Below are 19,337 nucleotides of genomic sequence, written 5' to 3' on the forward strand. Positions count from 1 at the left end.
GAACAGAGTTGGCCCGGGCCGGTGAGGCTTGGATCGAATACTATATTCAAGACAAGCAGGCGACAAGCCTTTTGCGATTGGCGTTTTTCTCTATGGACGCACGCCTTCTAAGCCTCGACAATGCGAAGCTGGAATACCAGTTGGTATACAAAATGACGTTTTGGGGCGTTTTGGGATGTTGAGCCATTGCGGGCGGCTCACCCATCGTAGGCGCGCAATGTCTGCGCGCCCATCGGCCAGGAACACGAGCCGCGCCTTGCGCGCCGCCCGATATGGCTCCTGGCCCCCGCTGCGCTAGACCAGCACTTCGTTCAGGAAGTCCGAAATGTCCGACACTTCCTCGGCGCAGACCGAGTGCGGCATCGGGTACGTGTGCCAGCGCACGTCATAGCCCAGGCGCTTCAATTCCGCCAACGACGCTTCGGCGCGCGCCAGCGACACCACCGGATCGTACTGGCCATGGGCCATGAAGATCGGCGTGGCATTGTTGGCGGGCTGGCGCTCGGCCTCGGCCGTGTCCACCAGCGGCAGATAACCAGACAGCGCCATCATGCCGGCCAGCTTCTCTTTCAGGCGCAGGCCCGTGTGCAAGGTCATCGCGCTGCCTTGCGAGAACCCGGCCAGCACGATGTTCGACGTCGGGATGCCACGCGCGTTTTCACGGGCGATCAACTGGTGGATGGCGGTTTCCGAGGCGCGGATGCCGCGGCCGTCTTCCACGCGCACCAGATCCATCACCAGGATGTCGTACCAGGAACGCATCGACATGCCGTTGTTGATGGTGACCCGCTGAACCGGCGCATTCGGGAACACGAAACGCACGCCGCGCCCGGCGGGCAGGCGCAGTTCCGGCACGATGGGCGCGAAATCGTTGCCGTCGGCGCCCAGGCCGTGCAGCCAGATCACGGCATGCGTGGGGTTGGGAGCGGTTTCGATCTCGATGCAGTCGAGCAGGTCGGGTGCGTTCATGGACGGGCCGTAGGGAATATCAGAGGGTGAGGGTCTTGAGCGCCTGGAAGAGCGCGCGGTAGTGCTTTTTCTGCGGCTCCTGGCCCTGCAGCAGCGATGCGTTGGCCAGCTTTTCCTTGCGCGCGGCGCGGATCAGCGTGCGCAACTGCTGCACGTCGGCCTGCGGGTTGAGGCTGAGGAGGCGGGTCAGGGCGTCGTCGTCATCGAGCAGGCGGTCGCGCAGCCCCTCAAGACGGTGCATGGCGGCCGTTTCCTCGCGGGAGCCGTTCTCCCAGACGTCGAGCTGCTTGCGGATGACGTCGGCCGGCGCGTCGCGCATCAGCTTGCCCACAAAGTGGACCTGACGCCGCAGACCCTCGCGGCCAGTGGTGCGCTGGGCCATGCGGATGGCCTCGTACAGCCGCTCTTCGAGCGGCAATTGCTTCAGACGTTCGGGCGACAGCGCGATCAACTGCTTGCCCAGGTCCAACAGGGCGTGCATGTCACGCTTGACCTGGGACTTGCTGGGACGGTCGTAGCCGTTCTCGTCGTAACCGTCGTCGACGGAATCTTCTTGGGGATGGGAATTCATGGAAAACTGCGCAATGACAGACTTGGCTATGATAACCGTCTCTGCAAATTGGACTGCAATGGTTAAAACCTCCTCATCCTTGCCGCTGGCGGCGAATCACGCGCGTTTTTCCGAACTTGTCGAGCAAACCCTGGCCTACGCGCGCCAGATTGGCGCCTCCGACGCCGCCGCGGAAGTCTCCGAAAGCCTGGGACTATCCGTCTCGGTCCGCAAGAACGACATCGAAACCGTTGAGCAGACGCGCGACCGGGCGCTGGACCTGACGGTCTACGCCGGCCAAAGCCGTGGCTCCGCGTCGACGTCCGACTTTTCCGAAGCCGCCCTGCGCCAGACGGTCGAAGCCGCCTGGCACATCGCCCGCCATACCGCCGCCGACCCGGCCGCCGGCCTGCCCGACGCCGACCAGCTGGCCACCGAATTCCCAGACCTGGACCTGCACCGCGCCTGGACCGTCTCTACCGAGGAAGCGGCCGAACTGGCGCTGCGCGCCGAGCGCGCCGCCCGTGAGGTCGATCCGCGCATCACCAACACCGACGGCGCCTCGGTCGGCACGTACGAAGGCCAGTTCGTGATGGGCAACACGCGCGGTTTCCTGGGCGGTTACCCATATTCGCGCCACAGCCTGTCCGTGGCGCCCATCGCGGGCCGCGGCAATGGCATGCAGCGCGACTACTGGTACACGTCCGAGCGCGATCCGGCCAAGATGGCTTCGCCCGAAGCCATCGGCCGCTACGCCGCCGAACGTACGCTGTCGCGCCTGTCGGCACGCCGCGTGCGCACCGGCAAGTTTCCGGTCCTGTTCGAGGCGCCGCTGGCGCTTGGCCTGGTCGGCGCGCTGACGCAGGCCGTCAACGGCGGCGCCCTGTACCGCAAGGCGAGCTTCCTGGTGGATTCGCTGGGCAAGCCGCTCTTTCCCAAGCACATCAACCTGGTCGAAGACCCGCACATCCGCGGCGCCATGGGCAGTTCGCCGTTCGACGACGAAGGCGTGCGCACGCGCCGCCGCAACGTGGTGTCGGACGGCGTGCTCGAAGGCTACTTCCTGTCGTCCTACACTGCCCGCAAGCTGGGCATGACCACCACCGGCAACGCCGGCGGCTCGCACAATCTGGTGTTCAGCTCCACGCGGACCCGCCGTGGCGACGACTTCGAAGCCATGCTCAAGAAGCTGGGCACGGGCTTTCTCGTCACCGAACTGATCGGGCAGGGTGTCAATTACGTGACGGGCGACTACTCGCGCGGCGCCTTCGGCTATTGGGTCGAAAACGGCCAGATCCAGCATGCGGTGCAGGAAGTCACCATTGCCGGCAACCTGGCCGACATGTTCAAGCAGATCGTCGCGGTCGGCGCCGACACCATTTCGCGCGGCACCAAGACCACGGGCTCGATCCTCATCGAGCAGATGGCGATCGCCGGGACCTGATCCCGCGGACCGGCGGCGTCCAAGGCGCCGCCGGTTCCCTCTATTTGCCCGCTTTGCAATCCCCCCGCATTGCAACCCCCCGCGTTGCAGCCCCTTTATGCTCGGGATTTCCTCTAGCCGTTCCGGTCATTGCCACCGTGTAATATCCGGCGGGTATTGCTCAAAGTCCCGGGTGTTGCCGTATAGGAGCAAAGTGATGCAACGACGTTCATTCCTGAAGCGCGCCAGCCTGGGCGCCGTCGCTGGCGCCGCGGTCAGCGCGCCCGCGTTCGCCCAGGACATGCCCTCGGTCAGCTGGCGCCTGTCTTCAGGCTTTCCCAGCGCCCTGGACCTGCGCGTCGGCGCCGCCGAAAACTTCTGCAAGATCGTTGCCGAATCCACGGGCGGCAAGTTCAACATCCGCCACTTCCCGGACGGGGAAGTCGTTGCCGCCGCCGACCTGATGGAAGCCGTGTCCACCAAAAAGGTGGAATGCGGGCACGTCTCCTCGCGCCTTTACTACGCCAAGAATCCCGCGTTCAGCTTTGACGCGGCCGTGCCGTTCGGCCTGAATGCGCGCCAGATGAGCGCCTGGATGAGCGAAGGCGAGGGCCTGCGCCTGACGCGCGAACTCTTCAAACCCGAAAAGATCATCAACTTTCCGCTGGGCAATACCGGCGCCCAGATGGGCGGCTGGTACATCAAGGAAATCAAGCGCACCGGCGACCTGAAAGACCTGAAGATGCGGGTCGGCGGGTTGGCCGGCGACGTGCTGTCCCGTCTTGGCGTCGTGCCGCAGCAGGCCGACCTGGCCAAGCTGGCCGAGCTCTTCGAAAAGGAAGGCCTGCAGGCAGTGGCAGGGGCGGGCGCCTACGAGGACGCCAAACTCGGCCTGAATAAAGTAGCTAAGTATTACTACGCACCCGGCTGGTGGGCGGGCGGCGAACAGCTGTCGCTGTATATCAACGACGAGGCCTGGAATCAGCTGCCCAAGCACTATCAGGCCGTCGTGCAGTCGGCCGCGCTGGCTGCGCACACCACGGCGACGGCGCGGTTCGATGCCCTCAATCCGCAGGCGCTGGCGCAATTGACCTCGAATGGCGCGCAAGTGCGCGCTTTTCCCCGGTCGATCATGGACGCCGCCTTCGAGGCATCGCAGCAGGTCTACAAGGACTTGAGCGCCAAAGACCCCAGATTCAAGGCTTTGCATGATAGTTACATGGGCTTTCGCGACAGCGAGATGCCGTGGTTTCGCCTGACCGAAGGCGCGTTCGGCCAGTATCTGGGCGTGGCGCTGTCGGCCAGGGGTTAGGAGGAAGCCGGTGCCGAATGGCATTCGGTGAGTTTCAGGGTTTGTGCTAGTAACCACACGTTTTTTACAAAAAAATGGGCGGTTTTGAGGCTTTTGTTGAACGGCATTCGAGTTTCGGCCTGATACAAAGGAGTAATATCCCGGGTCTTGACGCGCATACATGCGGCCTTTAGGCGGCATCGACGTCAATCCGGCAGGATTACATCAGCCCGGATTACCAATATTCCGAGACAGACTTTAAGGTGGTAACAACCATGCAATCCAAGACCAAAAAGCTGCTGGCCGCGCTGATCGCCGCCGGTATCGTCCCGGCCGCCCACGCTGCCGACATCAAGCTGGGCGTGGCTGAAGCCCTGTCCGGCGGCGCCGCCCAGTACGGCGTGTCGATCCGCAACGGTTTCCAGCTCGCTGCCGATGAAATCAATGCCGCAGGCGGCATCAACGGCAACAAGATCGTGCTGGTGATCGAAGACGAACAAGGCAAGAAAGAAGAAGCCATCAACGTCTTCAAGAAGCTGATCTTCAAGGACAACGTCCTGATGGTCTTCGGTCCCACCCTGTCGAACTCCGCCCAGGCCGCCGATCCGGTCGCCCAGGCCGCCAAGACGGTCGCCTTCGGCACCTCCAACACCGCTGACGGCATCACCTCCATCGGCAACTACGTGTTCCGCAACTCGGTCACCGAAGCCGACGTGCTGCCCGCCACCATCTCCACCGTCAAGGCCAAGACCGGCCTGAAGAACGTGGCGGTGCTCTACGGCAACGACGACGTCTTCACCAAGAGCGGCTACGACAACTTCAAGAAGGCCCTGGAAGACCAGAAGATTCCGGTCACCACGACCGAAACGTTCGCCAAGGGCGACGTGGACTTCAAGGCCCAGCTCACCAAGATCAAGGGCACCAACCCCGACGCCATCGTGCTGTCCGCACTGCTGGCCGAAGGCGCCCCGATCATGGTCCAGGCCCGCCAGCTCGGCCTGAACGTGCCCGTCATCGGCGGCAACGGCATGAACTCGGTCAAGATTTTCGACCTGGCCCCCGGCGGCGCGTCGAACAATCTGTGGATCGGCAGCCCGTGGTCGATCGAAAACAAGGCCCCCGAGAACGTCAAGTTCATCGACGCCTACAAGGCCAAGTTCACGAATGCCCCCGACCAGTTCGCGGCGCAGTCGTATGACGCCATGTACATCGTCGCCCAGGCCCTGAAGAACACCAAGATCTCCGGCGAACTGGCCAAGGATCGCGCTGCCCTGCGCGACGCCCTGCCGGCCGTGACCTGGACTGGCGCCACCGGCCCGTTCAAGTTCCGCCAGGCCAACGATCGCGCCGGCAAGCCGGCCGGTTACGACGCCGACCAGGCGCCGATCGTCAGCGTGACCAAGGACGGCAAGTACGTCATCGAGAAGTAAGCAGTACGCATCCCCGCGCGGGGGGATGCGCCTTGCGGACGGCCTCCCGGCCGGCCGCAAGGCGCTTTTTATCGCAGGGCCGTCCCAAGTAGAAAGCTTCCCCGGAAGCAGAAAAGACCTCGCTGTGGGCACGGCGAGGTGGCCCTCTCAGATCTGGAAAGTCCCATCATGTTCGAACAACAATTCGTCAATGCCTTGTCGCTGGGCTGTGTGTATGCACTGTTCGCGCTCGGCTTCACGCTGATCTTCGGCGTGCTCGGGGTGATCAACCTGGCGCATGGCGCCGTCTTCATGGTTGGCGCCTACGCAGCACTTGTCGTGGTCCAGCAGTTCAGCCTGCCCTTGTGGGCCGCGCTGATGGTCGCGTTCTTCGTTGCCGGCTTCACTGGGGTCATCATCGACTACCTGGTCCTCAAGCCGCTGCGCAAGCGCAACGCACCCCACCTGATTCCCATGATCGCCACCATCGGTGTCGGCATCATCCTGAACAACGGCGCCCAAAGCATCTTTGGCGCCAGCAACCTGCGCTTCCCGCACGGCACCGTGCCCGAGGAAGTCATCGAAGTCGCCGGCCTGCACCTGACCGTCATCGAACTGGGCATCATCTTCCTGTCGTTCGCGCTGATGGCCGTGCTGATGTACGTGATGCGCCGCACGCAGTTCGGCCGCGCGCTGCGCGCCATTGCCGAATCGCCCAAGGCCGCCTGGCTGCTGGGCATCAACGTCGAAAAGCTGTTCATCACCACCTCGTTCGCCGCGGCCGCTCTGGGCGGCGTGGCCGGCGTGCTGATCGGGCTGTACTCGAACGCGCTGTTCCCGCTGATGGGCCAGCCGATGCTGCACAAGGGCATCGCGGTCATCATCCTGGGCGGCATGGGAGACATTCGCGGCGCCATGCTGGGCGGTCTCTTCCTGGGCTTCGCCGAGGTGCTGTCCGTGGCTTACATCGGCTCCACCATGCGCGACGCGGTGGCTTTCGGCCTGCTGTTCCTGATCCTGCTGGTCCGCCCGCAAGGTCTGTTCGGCAAAGTGGTTCAACGCAAGGCTTAAGGTATGAGCGGATTCGAAAATTTCTGGGCCATCTACGGCAACCTGGTGCTGACGCTTGGCACCAATGCACTCCTGGCCCTCTCCATCTGGCTGACGCTGGCCTGCGGCATGCTGGCCATGGCCAACGCTGCCTTCATGGGCATCGGGGCGTACACCGCCGCGCTGCTCACCATGAATTACGACGCCCCGTTCACGGTGGCGCTGGCTGGCGGCATGGCCGCGCCCGCGCTGGTGGCGGCCCTGATCGGCCTGCCGACGTTGCGGCTGTCCGGGGTCTACCTGGCGATGGCCACGCTGGGCTTCGGTGAAGTGGTCCGCGTGACCATCCTGAACACCGAGTCCATCACCGGCGGCGCGCTGGGCCTGAACGGCATCCCGCAACTCACGCAGTGGTGGCACGTCCTGTTGGCCGTCATCATCGTGCTGTTCGTGCTGTGGCGCGTGCGTGCTTCCAAGATCGGCCGCTCCTTCGACGCCATCCGTGGCGACGAGACGGCGGCGGGCCTGATGGGCATCAACGTGCGTTCGAACAAGATGCTGGCCTTTGTTGCCGGCGCCATGATCGCCGGCCTGGCTGGCGCGTTGAACGCGCACCTGACGTTCTTCATCGGTCCCAACGAATACGGCTTCGACCGCGGCGTCGAAATTCTGACGATGGCGATCCTCGGCGGCATCGGCGGCCTGGCCGGTCCCGTGATCGGCAGCTTCATCATTACGGTGCTGCCTGAATTGCTGCGCGGATTCGCCGATCTGCGCCTGATCGCGAATGGAGTGATCCTGGTGGTGATTGTGTTGTTCCTGCCGCAAGGCATCTGGGATCCGGCGCGCTTCAAGCGCTGGATGCGTCAAAGCCGCCAGGGAGGGAAGCGTCATGCTTGAGCTGTCCTCCGTCTCCAAGAGCTTTGGCGGCCTGCATGTGCTGCATGACGTCAGCCTGTCCGTGCCCGAAGGCGCCATCTTCGGCCTGATCGGCCCGAACGGCGCCGGCAAGACCACGGTATTCAACCTGATCACCGGCCTCTTGCCGCCCAGCGGCGGCTCCATCACGTTCCAGGGCGAAAGCGTCCTGCGCAAGAAGCCGCACAGCATCACGCGCATGGGCATCGCCCGCACGTTTCAGAACATCCGTCTCTTCAAGGAGATGACGCTGCTGGAAAACGTCGTCGTGGGCGCCTACCGCCACATGAACTACGGTTTCCCCAGCCTGCTGCTGGGCCTGCCCGGCTATCGCGAACACGAGCAGCGCGCCCGCGAACGCGCGCATGAACTGCTGACGTGGATGCGCCTGGATCACAAGGCCAACGATCTGGCTGACAACCTGTCCTACGGCGAACAGCGCCGCCTGGAGCTGGCGCGTGCGCTGGCCACCGAGCCCAAGCTGCTGCTGCTGGACGAGCCCGTCGCCGGCATGAACACCGGCGAACGCGCCGAACTGATGCGCGAGATCCTGGCGATCCGCGATCGCGGCTACACCATCCTCATGATCGAGCACGACATGCGCTTCGTCATGGGCTTGTGCGAACGCATCGCGGTGCTGAACTTCGGCAAGATCATCGCCTGCGGCGGTCCCGAGGAAATCCGCAACAACGAGCAGGTCATCGAGGCCTACCTGGGCCGCGAAGACGACGAAGACACCGAACAAGCGGAGGCCGCCAAATGAGCGCCATGCTGGAAGTCCGCGGACTCGAGGTCAACTACGGCCACATCGAAGCCGTGCGCGGCATCGACCTGGACCTGAACGCCAACGAAATCACCGCCCTGGTCGGCGCCAACGGCGCCGGCAAGTCGACCACGCTGCTGGCGCTGTCGGGCCTCTTGCCCAAGGCGCGCGGCCGCATCCTCTTCGAGGGCGAAGACGTCACCAATCTCGCGCCGAACCAGCTGGTGTCGCGCGGCATCGTGCAGGTGCCGGAAGGCCGGGCCATCCTCACCACCATGACGGTGCTGGAAAACCTGGAACTCGGCGCCTACCGCCGCGGCCTGAAGAACGTCGCCAACGATCTGGAATATGTGTTCAATCTGTTCCCGCGCCTGAAGGAACGGATCAACGGCATGGCCGGCAACCTGTCCGGCGGCGAACAGCAGATGCTGGCCATCGGCCGCGCCTTGATGGCCAAGCCCCGCCTGTTGCTGCTGGACGAACCGTCGATGGGCCTGGCGCCGATCGTGGTCCAGGAAATCTTCCGCTCGCTGCGCGCCATCAACGCCGACGGCCTCACGCTGTTCCTCGTCGAACAGAACGTGCGCCAGGCCTTGAAGATCGCGCAGCACGGCTACGTGCTTGAAAACGGCGCATTGGCGCTGAAGGGCACCGGCCGCGAACTGCTGGGTCACCCCCGCGTCCTGGAAGCCTACCTGGGCGCCTGAGCGGGCAGGGGATTGACCTGTCCCCCTGAAAAGATTTGCGGCTGCCGCCCTGTGGCGGTGGGCCGCAAGCCACCTGGATTCTTTCCACTTGCCCATTTTTTGAGCATCCGTGTTAGAATTTCAGGCTTTCCCTCATTTTGACCTTTGCACGGGCGGATTCATAACGCTTAGGCGGGGGGCGATTAAGGGCTGCAATACGCGGCCTAGTTTGGGAAAGAACACTGGCGGGATGTTCCGGCCAGAGCAAATTTTTATTCTTAGGAACCATCATGAAGACCTTTGTGGCCAAGCCGCATGAAGTCCAACGTGACTGGTTTGTGATCGACGCCAAGGGCAAAGTCCTCGGTCGTGTGGCCAGCGAAGTCGCACGTCGTCTGCGTGGCAAGCACAAACCTGAATTCACGCCTCACGTTGATACTGGTGACTACATCGTCATCATCAACGCGTCCGATATCGTTGTTACCGGTGCCAAGGCGAAGGACAAGAAGTACTTCCGCCACACGACGTACCCGGGCGGTATCCGTGAAACGAACTTCGAGAAAATGCAAGAGCGTTTTCCCGGCCGTGCCATTCAGAAGGCCGTCAAGGGCATGCTGCCCAAGGGTCCTCTGGGCTACGCCATGATCAAGAAGCTTAAGGTCTATGCCGGTGCCGAGCACCCGCATACCGCCCAGCAGCCCAAGACGCTGGATCTCTAAGGAAACGCCATGATCGGTAACTGGAATTACGGAACCGGCCGTCGCAAAACTTCGGTGGCTCGCGTTTTCATCAAGAAGGGCACTGGCAAGATCGTCGTCAACGGCAAGCCCGTCGACGAGTTCTTCGCTCGTGAAACCGGCCGTATGGTCGTGCGCCAGCCGCTGGAACTGACCGGCCACCTGGAATCGTTTGACATCAAGGTCAACGTGCACGGCGGCGGCGAAACCGGCCAAGCCGGCGCAATCCGTCACGGCATCACGCGTGCCCTGATCGATTACGACGCCACGCTGAAGCCCTCGCTGTCGCAAGCTGGCTTCGTCACGCGCGATGCCCGTGAAGTCGAACGTAAGAAGGTCGGCTTCCGCAAGGCGCGTCGTCGCAAGCAGTTCAGCAAGCGTTAATGCCCTGCAAAAAGCCCGCTTCGGCGGGCTTTTTGTTTTTGGGCCGGCAATGCCGTGTCATCGCCGGCCCTGCGTGGAACTCCGCGCCGCCCGCCCGGTCGGAAAAAAGGTTTGCAGTGCCAAATCCGGCACGCCTGTGCGATCCCCCGATTCCCGAGCGATACAATCGTCATTCGTTCTCCGAAGAGCATCCATCATGGCCCAAGCATCGAACACCCGCATCAAGGTTGGTATCGTCGGCGGCACCGGATATACCGGCGTCGAACTACTGCGCTTGCTGTCGCAGCATCCCAACGTGGAACTGACTGCCATCACGTCCCGCAAGGAAGACGGCCTGCCCGTCGCCGACATGTATCCCAACCTGCGCGGCCGTGTGAAGCTTGCCTTCTCGGCCCCGGAAAAGGCCTCGCTGACCGACTGCGACGTCGTCTTCTTTGCCACGCCGCATGGCGTGGCCATGGCGCAAGCGCAAGAGCTCATCGCCGCGGGCACCCGCGTCATCGACCTGGCCGCCGACTTCCGCCTGCAGGACATCCCCACGTTCGAGCGCTGGTACAAGATTCCCCATACCTGCCCGGACATCCTGGCCGAATCGCAGTATGGCCTGGTGGAACTGAATCGCGAGGCCATCTCCAAGGCGCGCGTCATCGGCAACCCCGGCTGCTATCCGACCACGGTGCTGCTGGGCCTGGCTCCGCTGCTCGAAGGCGGCAAGCCGCTGGTCGATACGCAAACGCTGATCGCCGACTGCAAGTCGGGTGTGTCCGGCGCGGGCCGCAAGGCGGAAGTGGGTTCGCTGTTCTCCGAAGCCTCCGACAACTTCAAGGCCTACGGCGTGGCCGGTCATCGCCACCACCCCGAAATCTCCGCCCAGCTTGAAAAGCTGGCTGGCGGCAAGGTGGGCCTGACGTTCGTGCCGCATCTGGTGCCGATGATCCGCGGCATGTTCTCCACCATCTATGCCCGCATCAACCCCGAAGCGCGCGACACCGACTTCCAGGCCCTGTTCGAGCAGCGCTACGCCGATGAACCCTTCGTGGACGTCATGCCTGCCGGCAGCCATCCCGAAACGCGTTCGGTGCGCGGTTCCAACAACCTGCGCATCGCGCTCAGCCGCCCGGGTAACGGCGATCTGCTGATCGTCATGGTGGTGCAGGACAATCTGGTCAAGGGCGCCGCCGGCCAGGCGGTGCAGAACATGAACCTGATGTTCGGCATTCCCGAAACGGTCGGCCTCGACCAGGTCGCCATCCTGCCGTAAGGCCAGGGCGGCCCGCTTGGCGGGCCGCCAACGCTGCTCTTTATGCCTGCAGATCCGTCAGTCAGTCCCCAGCCTCGCGCACGTCATGGCGCCATCGTGCGTCTTTGCGCGATGCTGCTGCTGGGCGTGCTGGTGGGTGGCGCCGCCGGGTTCTTTCACGCGCGTCAACTCTACCGCCCGCAGGACGCCGTGGTCATCAGCGTCCAGCAAGCCGAGGCCCAGGACGAGGCCATGCGTCAGCAGGCCACGCAGCTACGCTACATTCGCGGCCAACTCGATACCGCCGACGGCGAACTGGTCATCGAGCGATCCGCCCGCCAGGAACTGGAAACGCAGCTTCACGCCGCGCAGGCCGAGGTCGGCCGGGTGCGAGACCAGTTGGCGTTCTATGAACAACTGCTGCCGCCCGGCCCGGAAGGGTCGGTGGACATCCGCGGCGTGCAGATCGACCGCGAAGGCGGCGGTCTGCGCTACAAGGTGCTGCTGATGCGCAGCGGCCGCAATGGCGGTACGCCCTTCGCGGGCGCCTTGCGCTTTCAGGCCACCGGCGTGCTCAAGGGCGAAACCGTCACCGTCGACCTCGCGCCCATGCAGGTCAAGGCCGAAACCGGCCCTGTCACGGCCACGGGCGAAAACCTGGCTGCCGCCTCGCTCGCCCTGCAGTTCGACCAGTACCAGCGCAGCCAGGGCATCCTGGCCGTGCCCGAGGGATTTGTCCCCGAAAGTGTCACCATCAGCGTCCTCGAGGGTGAAACCGTCCGCGCCTCGCGCAGTGTCAAACTGGAACTTTGAGTCTGGTCAAGCCCTGCGCTATAGTGACACCATACGAGCGGCGACGCCGCTCACTGAAATATGGCCGAATCGGCCAGGAGTGAACCATGAATGCAGTGACCGAAACCGTCGACCTTCAGGCCCCCCCGCCTATCCCCCTGGTGTTCACCGACTCGGCTGCCGCCAAAGTGAAAGACCTGTTGGCCGAAGAAGGCAACCCCGAACTGAAGCTGCGCGTTTTCGTGCAGGGCGGCGGCTGTTCCGGCTTCCAGTACGGTTTCACGTTTGACGAAGTCGTCAACGAAGATGACACCGTGCTGGACAAGGACGGCGTGCAACTGCTCGTCGACCCGATGAGCTTCCAATACCTGGTCGGCGCCGAGATCGACTACAAGGAAGACCTGGAAGGCGCGCAGTTCGTCATCCGCAATCCCAACGCCAGCACCACCTGCGGCTGCGGTTCCTCGTTCTCGGTGTAATCGCCCAGGCAGGAAAGACAAAAGCCCTTCGGTTTGCCGAAGGGCTTTTTGCATTGGGCGCCGATTTCGTGCCGATCATTGCGGCCACCCGCATCAAGCGGGATACAAGGCCCCCAGAATTCTCGGTCCCCGTGCGCCGGTCACGCTAGGCAGCCCGGCTGGCTTGCCCATCATGAACGCATGCGCCAGCCAGGCAAACGCCAAGGATTCCACCTGCTGCGCCGGCACGCCAAGGTCATCGGTCGGTCGAACGGGGCGCTGCAAGCAGTACGCCAGTTCCTGCATCAGGCCGCCGTTGTAAGCCCCGCCGCCACACACAAAGACCTCCTGTGTGCCCGCGGCGGCCCGGTCGATGGCGTCGGCGATGGTCCGGGCGGTCAGGCGCTGCAGCGTGGCCTGAACATCCTGAGGGGCCGGCGCGGGGCCGTCGAACTCCGCCAGCCGGGCGTCCAGCCACTGCATGTTGAAAAGGTCGCGGCCTGTGGATTTGGGCGGCGGCAGGCCAAACCACGGCTCGCTGCCGATCAATTGTTCGAGCAGGGGCGCCAGCACCTGTCCCGAGGCGGCCCAGCGGCCGCCTGCGTCGTAAGGCCGGCTCAGATGGCGCTGGCACCAGCCGTCCAGCAGCACGTTGGCCGGACCCGTGTCAAAGCCGCGCGCCGGCTGGCCGGGCACGAGCAAGGTCACATTGGCAATGCCGCCCAGGTTCAGCACCGCGCGGCCGTGGCTGGCGCCGAAGATGGCGGCGTGAAAGGGCGGCACCAGCGGCGCGCCCTGGCCGCCGGCGGCGACGTCGCGCGTGCGGAAATCCGCCACCACTGCAATGCCGGTCAGTTCCGCCAGCAAGGCGGGCGCATTGAGCTGCAGCGTGTAGCCAAGGTCGGGGCGGTGCCGAACGGTCTGGCCGTGCGCGCCGATGGCGCTGACGTCGCCCGCAGCCACGCCGGCATCCGCAAGCAGCTTCGACACCGCCTGGGCATACACGCGCGCCAGCGCATTGGCCGCCAGCGCGGCGCGGGCAAGCTCGTCGCCGCCCGCGGCATTCAGCGCCAGCAGCTCGCGCCGCAGATTTTCTGGCATGGGCAGGCTGGCATTGGCCAGCACCTGCGGCGGCTGACCGTCTTCGAGGCGGGTCAGCACACCGTCGACGCCGTCGACGCTGGTGCCCGACATCAGCCCGATGTAGAGCGTGCGGCGGTCATGCTGCAAGGGCGGGGTGGCATTCACGGGCGCCTCCAAATAAAAAAGGCGGCTGGGGCTTGTCGCCCCGCCGCCGCACCCGCTGCGCGCGGGCCTGTTTGTTGCGGACCTGCCTTAGCGGCTGGCCACGTTGGTCAGCGCGTCGGGCAGCGTCTGCTGGAACTGCGCCAGCAACTGGATCTGCTGCTTGTAGGGGTCGACTGCCTGGTTGAACGCGCGGACTTCCGCGGGTTCGAGGGCGCGGGCCACGGGCAGGTCCACCGACAGCGGGTCGATAGGCTGGTTGTCGACGCGGAACTCGTAGTGCAGGTGCGGACCGGTGGCCCAGCCGGTGGAACCGACATAGCCCAGCAGTTGGCCTTGCGAGACCTTCGAGCCCTTGGTGACGCCTTCGGCGATGCGGCTCTGGTGCGCGTACAGCGTCGAATACTTGCCGTGGTGCTTGACGATGACGACGTTGCCGTAGCCGTTCTGCCAGCCCGAGAATTCGACCGTGCCGTCCGCGGTGGAGTGGATCGGCGTACCCGACGGTGCGGCGTAGTCGACGCCCTTATGGCCCGTCCAGGTCTTGTGGATGGGATGCATGCGCATGCCGAAGGTCGAGCTGATGCGGCTGAACTTCAGGGCGGTGCGCAGGAACGCGCCGCGCAGGCTGGTGCCGTCGAAGTCGTAGTAAGAGCCGGACTTTTCGTCGGGGCTGAACCAGACGGCGTTGTAGGTCTTGCCGCCGTTGATGAATTCCAGGGCCAGCACGCGGCCAGCGCCGGCGTAGCGGCCGTCGTGCGAACGCACTTCGTAGACCACGCGGAATTGATCGCCCTGGCGCAGGTCGCGCAGGAAGTCGATCTTGGCGCTGAGGATGTCGGCCATCTGCATGGTGACCGAGTCCGGGATGCCGGCGGAGTCCGTGGCGCCGAAGAGCGAGGACTTGATGGTGCCGACGGCAACGCGGGTCTGGCGCTCGGTGCTTTCGGTGACTTCCTCGGCCTTGTAGCTGTCGCCGGCCGGGGCCACGTGCAGCATGCGCGTCACGACCTGCCCGTCGGTTTCGTTGCCGGGCGTGTGGATGTAGCGCAGCCAGACCAGGTTGCCCTGTTCGTCCGTGGCGGCTTGCACCGAGCGGCCGGGATACAGCTTGTAGATGCTGCGGGCGCTGGCGTCGTGCGTCAGGAAGGATTGCAGGTTGGGCGCGTCGAGTTCCAGGCGCTGCAGCACTGCCGACAGCGTGTCGCCCGGACGGATCCGGGTTTCGCTGATGTAGGGGGCGGCGCTGGGCGTGCTGACTTCGACTTGCTCGGCGGTCAGCGGCAGAATGCTCTGGATGACGCGCGAGGGGGGGAGTTCGGTGCGGTCGGGTTGCTGCACCATGCCGAGAGCGGCGGCGCCTGCGAACAGACCAATTGCGGTGACGAGAAGCGTGCGGCGGAGAAGTCCCGAGCGATGCGGCTTGGGCTCAACGGGCGCAAATACGGCAGCGACTTTGCGCTTGATGCCACTCGCCAGTTCGTGGAGGCCACGATTCATCGTGAAAATACCCTCTCAGGTGGCTTGAACTCGCAGGGTGCGGTACACGTACGGCCCTCGCGCGCCACGTTTCCGGGGCAAGGGCTGGCGCGAGGGCGCATCTTGTGAACAAGGGATGGTAGAGCGAACGCCCCTGCGTACATATGGCAGTTGCGTATGATTAGGCCGGTATCCTAGCCGATTCGGCTAGAATTTACGATAGTTTTCGTCACTTTTTACACCTTTTTGTCGGCTGAAGCCGCATTGGCCCCCCCTGTCATGTCACCCACCGAAGCCCCCATTACTCCTGAAGTCGAAGCGGATCTGCGTATAGCCAAGCGCGGCTGCGATGAACTGCTGGTCGAAGCCGAATTCGCCCGCAAGCTGGCCAAGAGCCGCGCCAGCGGCGTGCCGCTGCGCATCAAGCTCGGCCTGGATCCGACCGCCCCGGACATTCACCTGGGCCACACGGTGGTGCTGAACAAGATGCGCCAGCTCCAGGACCTGGGGCACAACGTCATCTTCCTGATCGGCGACTTCACCTCGACCATCGGCGATCCCAGTGGCCGCAACAGCACGCGCCCGCCGCTCACGCGTGAGCAGATCGAGGCCAACGCCAAGACCTATTACGCCCAGGCCAGCCTGGTGCTGGATCCGGCCCGCACCGAGATCCGCTACAACTCCGAGTGGTGCGATCCCCTGGGCGCGCGCGGCATGATCCAGCTGGCGTCGCGCTACACGGTGGCCCGCATGATGGAACGCGAAGACTTCACCAAGCGCTTCAAGGGCGGCATCCCGATCTCGGTGCATGAATTCCTGTATCCGCTGATGCAGGGTTACGACTCGGTCGCGCTGAAGTCCGATCTGGAGCTGGGGGGCACCGATCAGAAGTTCAACCTGCTGGTCGGGCGCGAACTGCAAAAAGAATATGGACAGGAGCCGCAGTGCATCCTGACGATGCCGCTGCTGGTCGGGACGGACGGCGTAGAGAAGATGTCCAAGTCCAAGGGCAACTACATCGGCATTTCGGAGTCGCCCGATTCCATGTTCGGCAAGCTCATGTCGATCTCCGATACGCTGATGTGGCGTTACTTCGAGCTGCTGTCCTTCCGCTCGCTGGAGGATATCGCCGCGCTCAAACAGGAGATCGAAGGTGGCCGCAACCCGCGCGATGCCAAGGTCATGCTGGCCCAGGAAATCATCGCGCGCTTCCATTCCGCCAAGGCGGCAGACGACGCGCTGGCGTCGTTTGAGGCGCGTTTCCGCGATGGCGCCATTCCTGACGACATGCCCGAAGTCAACATCGGCGGCGCGCCGGTGGGCATCCTGAAGCTGCTGCGCGAGGCAGGACTGGTGGCCTCCGGCTCGGAAGCGCAGCGCAATGTCGAGCAGGGCGGCGTGCGCGTCAACGGCGATCGCGTGGAAGACAAATCGTTGCAATTGCCGGCCGGGACTTACGTCGTTCAGGTGGGCAAGCGCAAGTTTGCACGTGTTAACTTGAACCCGTAAATGCGAAGTTTTGATACGCTCAGGGTACACACGGGCGCCTGGCGCCTTTGCGGCATTTAAAGGAGCACGACATGGAACTTTCGAGTTTGTCTTTTTCCGATCACGAGTCGATTCCCGAACGCTACGCTTTCGGCAAGATCGATGCGCAATCGCACGTCGCGCTGGCAGATAACTTCAACCCGCAGTTTTCCTGGGACGACGTCCCGGCGGGCACGCAGTCGTTTGCACTGATCTGCCATGATCCCGATGTGCCCTCGCGTCCTGACGACGTCAACCAGGAAGGCCGCGAAGTGCCCGCCGACCTGGCTCGCGTGGATTTCTTCCATTGGGTGCTGGTCGATCTGCCGGCCGACCTGCGCGAGATCGACGAAGGCGCGTTTTCCAACGGCATCACGCCACGCGGCAAGGGCGGCCCGCTGGCGCCCATGGACGCGCGCCAAGGCATCAATTCCTATTCGTCGTGGTTCGCCAATGACCACGACATGAGCGGCGAGTATTTCGGCTACGACGGCCCGTGCCCGCCCTGGAACGATGCCCTGGTCCATCGCTACATCTTCACGCTGTACGCGCTGGATGTGCCCAGCCTGAATCTGCAGGGTTCGTTCAACGGCGAAGACGCGTTGCGTGCCATTCAGAAGCACGTGCTGGCGCAGGCGTCGCTGACCGGCACCTATACGCTCAATCCCGAACTCGCGCCCAAGCAAATCGGGGCCACGTCGGCCTGATTGCCACCGCCATATACGCAGGGCCGCCAAGCGCGGCCTTTTTTTTGGCCCGCCTCAATTGCATGAATCTTTCTCAAGTCGTCATGAGGGCCATTTCACGGCGCGTGTCGATGCCGTGGTTTTCGCGCCCGCGCGCCGGAATTTGGCCCGGTTCGGGCCGTTTTGAGCGCAAATGATCCTGCGTGACGGGGTAAACTACTCAGCATTCTGCGGGTTTACCCACCCGACGCCGTTTTCTCATCTGCCGTTTTCTTCTCTCGTTTTCTTCCCATTTACCGCCTCAGGAAACCCCCGTCATGTTTGACCGCAACCTCACCTTGTCCAAGGCTGACCCGGACGTTTGGGCCGCCATCCAGAAGGAAGACCAGCGCCAAGAGCAGCACATCGAGCTGATCGCTTCGGAGAACTACGCCAGCCCGGCCGTCATGGAAGCGCAAGGCACGCAGCTCACGAACAAGTACGCCGAAGGCTACCCGGGCAAGCGCTACTACGGTGGTTGCGAGTACGTGGACGTGGTCGAGCAACTGGCCATCGACCGCCTGAAGCAGATCTTCGGCGCCGAAGCCGCCAACGTGCAGCCCAACTCGGGCTCGCAGGCGAACCAGGGCGTGTACATGGCTGTGCTCAAGCCGGGCGACACCGTGCTGGGCATGAGCCTGGCCGAAGGCGGCCACCTGACGCACGGCGCGTCGGTCAACGCCTCGGGCAAGCTGTACAACTTCATCTCGTACGGCCTGGACGAAAACGAAGTCCTGAACTACGAACAGGTCGAGCAGCTGGCCAAGGAACACAAGCCCAAGCTGATCGTGGCGGGCGCTTCGGCCTACGCGCTGCATATCGACTTCGAACGCATGGCCCGCATCGCCCGTGAAAACGGCGCGCTGTTCATGGTCGACATCGCCCACTATGCGGGCCTGGTCGCCGGCGGCGCCTACCCCAACCCGGTCCCGCACGCCGACTTCGTCACCTCGACCACGCACAAGTCGCTGCGCGGCCCGCGCGGCGGCGTCATCATGATGAAGGCCGAGCACGAGAAGATCATCAATTCGGCGATCTTCCCCGGCATCCAGGGCGGTCCGCTGATGCATGTCATCGCCGGCAAGGCCGTGGCCTTCAAGGAAGCGCTGGAACCCGAGTTCAAGGGCTACGCGGAGCAAGTGGTCAAGAACGCCAAGGTCCTGGCTGACACGCTGGTCAAGCGTGGCCTGCGCATCGTCTCGGGTCGCACCGAAAGCCACGTCATGCTGGTGGACCTGCGTTCCAAGGGCATCACGGGCAAGGAAGCCGAAGCGGTGCTGGGTCAGGCCCACATCACGGTCAACAAGAACGCGATCCCGAACGACCCGGAAAAGCCCTTCGTGACCAGCGGCATCCGTCTGGGCACGCCGGCCATGACCACCCGCGGTTTCACCGAAGCCGACGCCGAGCTGACCGCCAACCTGATCGCCGACGTGCTGGACAACCCGCGCGACGAAGCGAACATCGCCGCCGTGCGCGCCAAGGTCAACGAACTGACCTCGCGCCTGCCGGTGTACGGCAAGAAGTAAGCAGGTGACCCGGGCGCGGCCTAGCCGCTTCCGGGCAGAACAGACCAAGGGACGGCTCCGCAAGGCGCCGTCCCTTGGTCTTTATGGGCGGGCAGGGGGGGCATCCTGCCGCACGATGGGCGATGCGACGGCGGCGGGGGATTCGTCCCTAATGCCGCTTTG

19 protein-coding genes are annotated in these 19,337 nt (G+C 64.0%); 15 read left to right on the forward strand and 4 right to left on the reverse strand.

The window, feature by feature from the left end; all coding sequences use genetic code 11:
• Positions 1 to 294: 294 nt before the first annotated feature.
• Together CLM73_RS03105 and yjgA are read right to left on the reverse strand one after the other, a co-directional pair.
• Entirely contained in the window at positions 295 to 969 is a 675-nt protein-coding gene (locus CLM73_RS03105) for an alpha/beta hydrolase (RefSeq protein ID WP_105237278.1), read from the reverse strand.
• A gap of 19 nt (positions 970 to 988) precedes the next feature.
• Positions 989 to 1,540, reverse strand: a complete 552-nt coding sequence (yjgA, locus tag CLM73_RS03110) for a ribosome biogenesis factor YjgA (protein WP_105237279.1) — start codon at positions 1,538 to 1,540, stop codon at positions 989 to 991.
• 58 nt (positions 1,541 to 1,598) lie between these two features.
• Between yjgA and pmbA the strand changes: the two genes are divergently transcribed.
• The 12 genes from pmbA to erpA all read left to right on the forward strand — a co-directional run bounded on the left by pmbA (position 1,599) and on the right by erpA (position 12,691).
• Positions 1,599 to 2,963 carry a metalloprotease PmbA gene (gene pmbA, locus CLM73_RS03115; protein ID WP_105237280.1) on the forward strand — a complete coding sequence of 455 codons (1,365 nt, stop codon included), beginning with the start codon at positions 1,599 to 1,601 and terminating at the stop codon, positions 2,961 to 2,963.
• A gap of 196 nt (positions 2,964 to 3,159) precedes the next feature.
• A complete protein-coding gene (locus CLM73_RS03120; protein WP_105237281.1) occupies positions 3,160 to 4,254 on the forward strand; it encodes a TRAP transporter substrate-binding protein in 1,095 nt (364 codons plus the stop codon).
• Between the two features lie 254 nt (positions 4,255 to 4,508).
• Complete coding sequence (locus tag CLM73_RS03125; protein WP_056564393.1) at positions 4,509 to 5,663, forward strand: ABC transporter substrate-binding protein; 1,155 nt, start codon at positions 4,509 to 4,511, stop codon at positions 5,661 to 5,663.
• 168 nt (positions 5,664 to 5,831) lie between these two features.
• A complete protein-coding gene (locus CLM73_RS03130) occupies positions 5,832 to 6,713 on the forward strand; it encodes a branched-chain amino acid ABC transporter permease (RefSeq protein WP_056564389.1) in 882 nt (293 codons plus the stop codon).
• A 3-nt stretch (positions 6,714 to 6,716) separates the two neighbouring features.
• Positions 6,717 to 7,592 (forward strand): branched-chain amino acid ABC transporter permease, encoded by an 876-nt coding sequence (locus CLM73_RS03135; RefSeq protein ID WP_105237282.1) that lies wholly within the window; start codon positions 6,717 to 6,719, stop codon positions 7,590 to 7,592.
• Positions 7,585 to 8,373, forward strand: a complete 789-nt coding sequence (locus CLM73_RS03140; RefSeq protein ID WP_105237283.1) for an ABC transporter ATP-binding protein — start codon at positions 7,585 to 7,587, stop codon at positions 8,371 to 8,373. The genes CLM73_RS03135 and CLM73_RS03140 overlap by 8 nt, the downstream gene beginning before the upstream one ends.
• Positions 8,370 to 9,080, forward strand: coding sequence for an ABC transporter ATP-binding protein (locus tag CLM73_RS03145; protein ID WP_105237284.1), 711 nt, complete (start codon positions 8,370 to 8,372; stop codon positions 9,078 to 9,080). Before CLM73_RS03140 ends, CLM73_RS03145 begins: the two co-directional genes overlap by 4 nt.
• Before the next feature lie 269 nt (positions 9,081 to 9,349).
• Entirely contained in the window at positions 9,350 to 9,778 is a 429-nt protein-coding gene (gene rplM, locus CLM73_RS03150; protein ID WP_056564379.1) for a 50S ribosomal protein L13, read from the forward strand.
• A 9-nt stretch (positions 9,779 to 9,787) separates the two neighbouring features.
• Positions 9,788 to 10,180, forward strand: coding sequence for a 30S ribosomal protein S9 (rpsI, locus tag CLM73_RS03155; RefSeq protein ID WP_008163098.1), 393 nt, complete (start codon positions 9,788 to 9,790; stop codon positions 10,178 to 10,180).
• Between the two features lie 196 nt (positions 10,181 to 10,376).
• Positions 10,377 to 11,441 carry an N-acetyl-gamma-glutamyl-phosphate reductase gene (argC, locus tag CLM73_RS03160; RefSeq protein ID WP_056564375.1) on the forward strand — a complete coding sequence of 355 codons (1,065 nt, stop codon included), beginning with the start codon at positions 10,377 to 10,379 and terminating at the stop codon, positions 11,439 to 11,441.
• A gap of 42 nt (positions 11,442 to 11,483) precedes the next feature.
• Positions 11,484 to 12,233, forward strand: coding sequence for a DUF6776 family protein (locus CLM73_RS03165; protein ID WP_105237285.1), 750 nt, complete (start codon positions 11,484 to 11,486; stop codon positions 12,231 to 12,233).
• A gap of 86 nt (positions 12,234 to 12,319) precedes the next feature.
• Positions 12,320 to 12,691: an iron-sulfur cluster insertion protein ErpA gene (erpA, locus tag CLM73_RS03170; protein WP_056564370.1), complete on the forward strand. Its 372-nt coding sequence runs from the start codon at positions 12,320 to 12,322 to the stop codon at positions 12,689 to 12,691.
• A gap of 93 nt (positions 12,692 to 12,784) precedes the next feature.
• Here erpA and CLM73_RS03175 read toward each other — a convergent pair whose 3' ends face one another.
• Both CLM73_RS03175 and CLM73_RS03180 read right to left on the reverse strand, forming a co-directional pair.
• Positions 12,785 to 13,864: an anhydro-N-acetylmuramic acid kinase gene (locus CLM73_RS03175; RefSeq protein ID WP_234015879.1), complete on the reverse strand. Its 1,080-nt coding sequence runs from the start codon at positions 13,862 to 13,864 to the stop codon at positions 12,785 to 12,787.
• Between the two features lie 141 nt (positions 13,865 to 14,005).
• On the reverse strand, positions 14,006 to 15,415 hold the full coding sequence (locus CLM73_RS03180) for a M23 family metallopeptidase (protein WP_105237287.1): 1,410 nt from the start codon (positions 15,413 to 15,415) through the stop codon (positions 14,006 to 14,008).
• A 258-nt stretch (positions 15,416 to 15,673) separates the two neighbouring features.
• Here CLM73_RS03180 and tyrS point away from each other — a divergent pair, with 258 nt between their 5' ends.
• From tyrS to glyA, 3 genes are all read left to right on the forward strand, one after another.
• Positions 15,674 to 16,903 (forward strand): tyrosine--tRNA ligase, encoded by a 1,230-nt coding sequence (gene tyrS / locus CLM73_RS03185; RefSeq protein WP_105237288.1) that lies wholly within the window; start codon positions 15,674 to 15,676, stop codon positions 16,901 to 16,903.
• A 71-nt stretch (positions 16,904 to 16,974) separates the two neighbouring features.
• A complete protein-coding gene (locus CLM73_RS03190) occupies positions 16,975 to 17,628 on the forward strand; it encodes a YbhB/YbcL family Raf kinase inhibitor-like protein (protein WP_056564359.1) in 654 nt (217 codons plus the stop codon).
• Between the two features lie 296 nt (positions 17,629 to 17,924).
• Positions 17,925 to 19,175 carry a serine hydroxymethyltransferase gene (gene glyA, locus CLM73_RS03195; RefSeq protein ID WP_105237289.1) on the forward strand — a complete coding sequence of 417 codons (1,251 nt, stop codon included), beginning with the start codon at positions 17,925 to 17,927 and terminating at the stop codon, positions 19,173 to 19,175.
• The last annotated feature ends 162 nt before the right edge of the window (positions 19,176 to 19,337 follow it).

This window comes from Achromobacter spanius, from assembly GCF_002966795.1.
Lineage (GTDB): Bacteria > Pseudomonadota > Gammaproteobacteria > Burkholderiales > Burkholderiaceae_B > Achromobacter > Achromobacter spanius_D.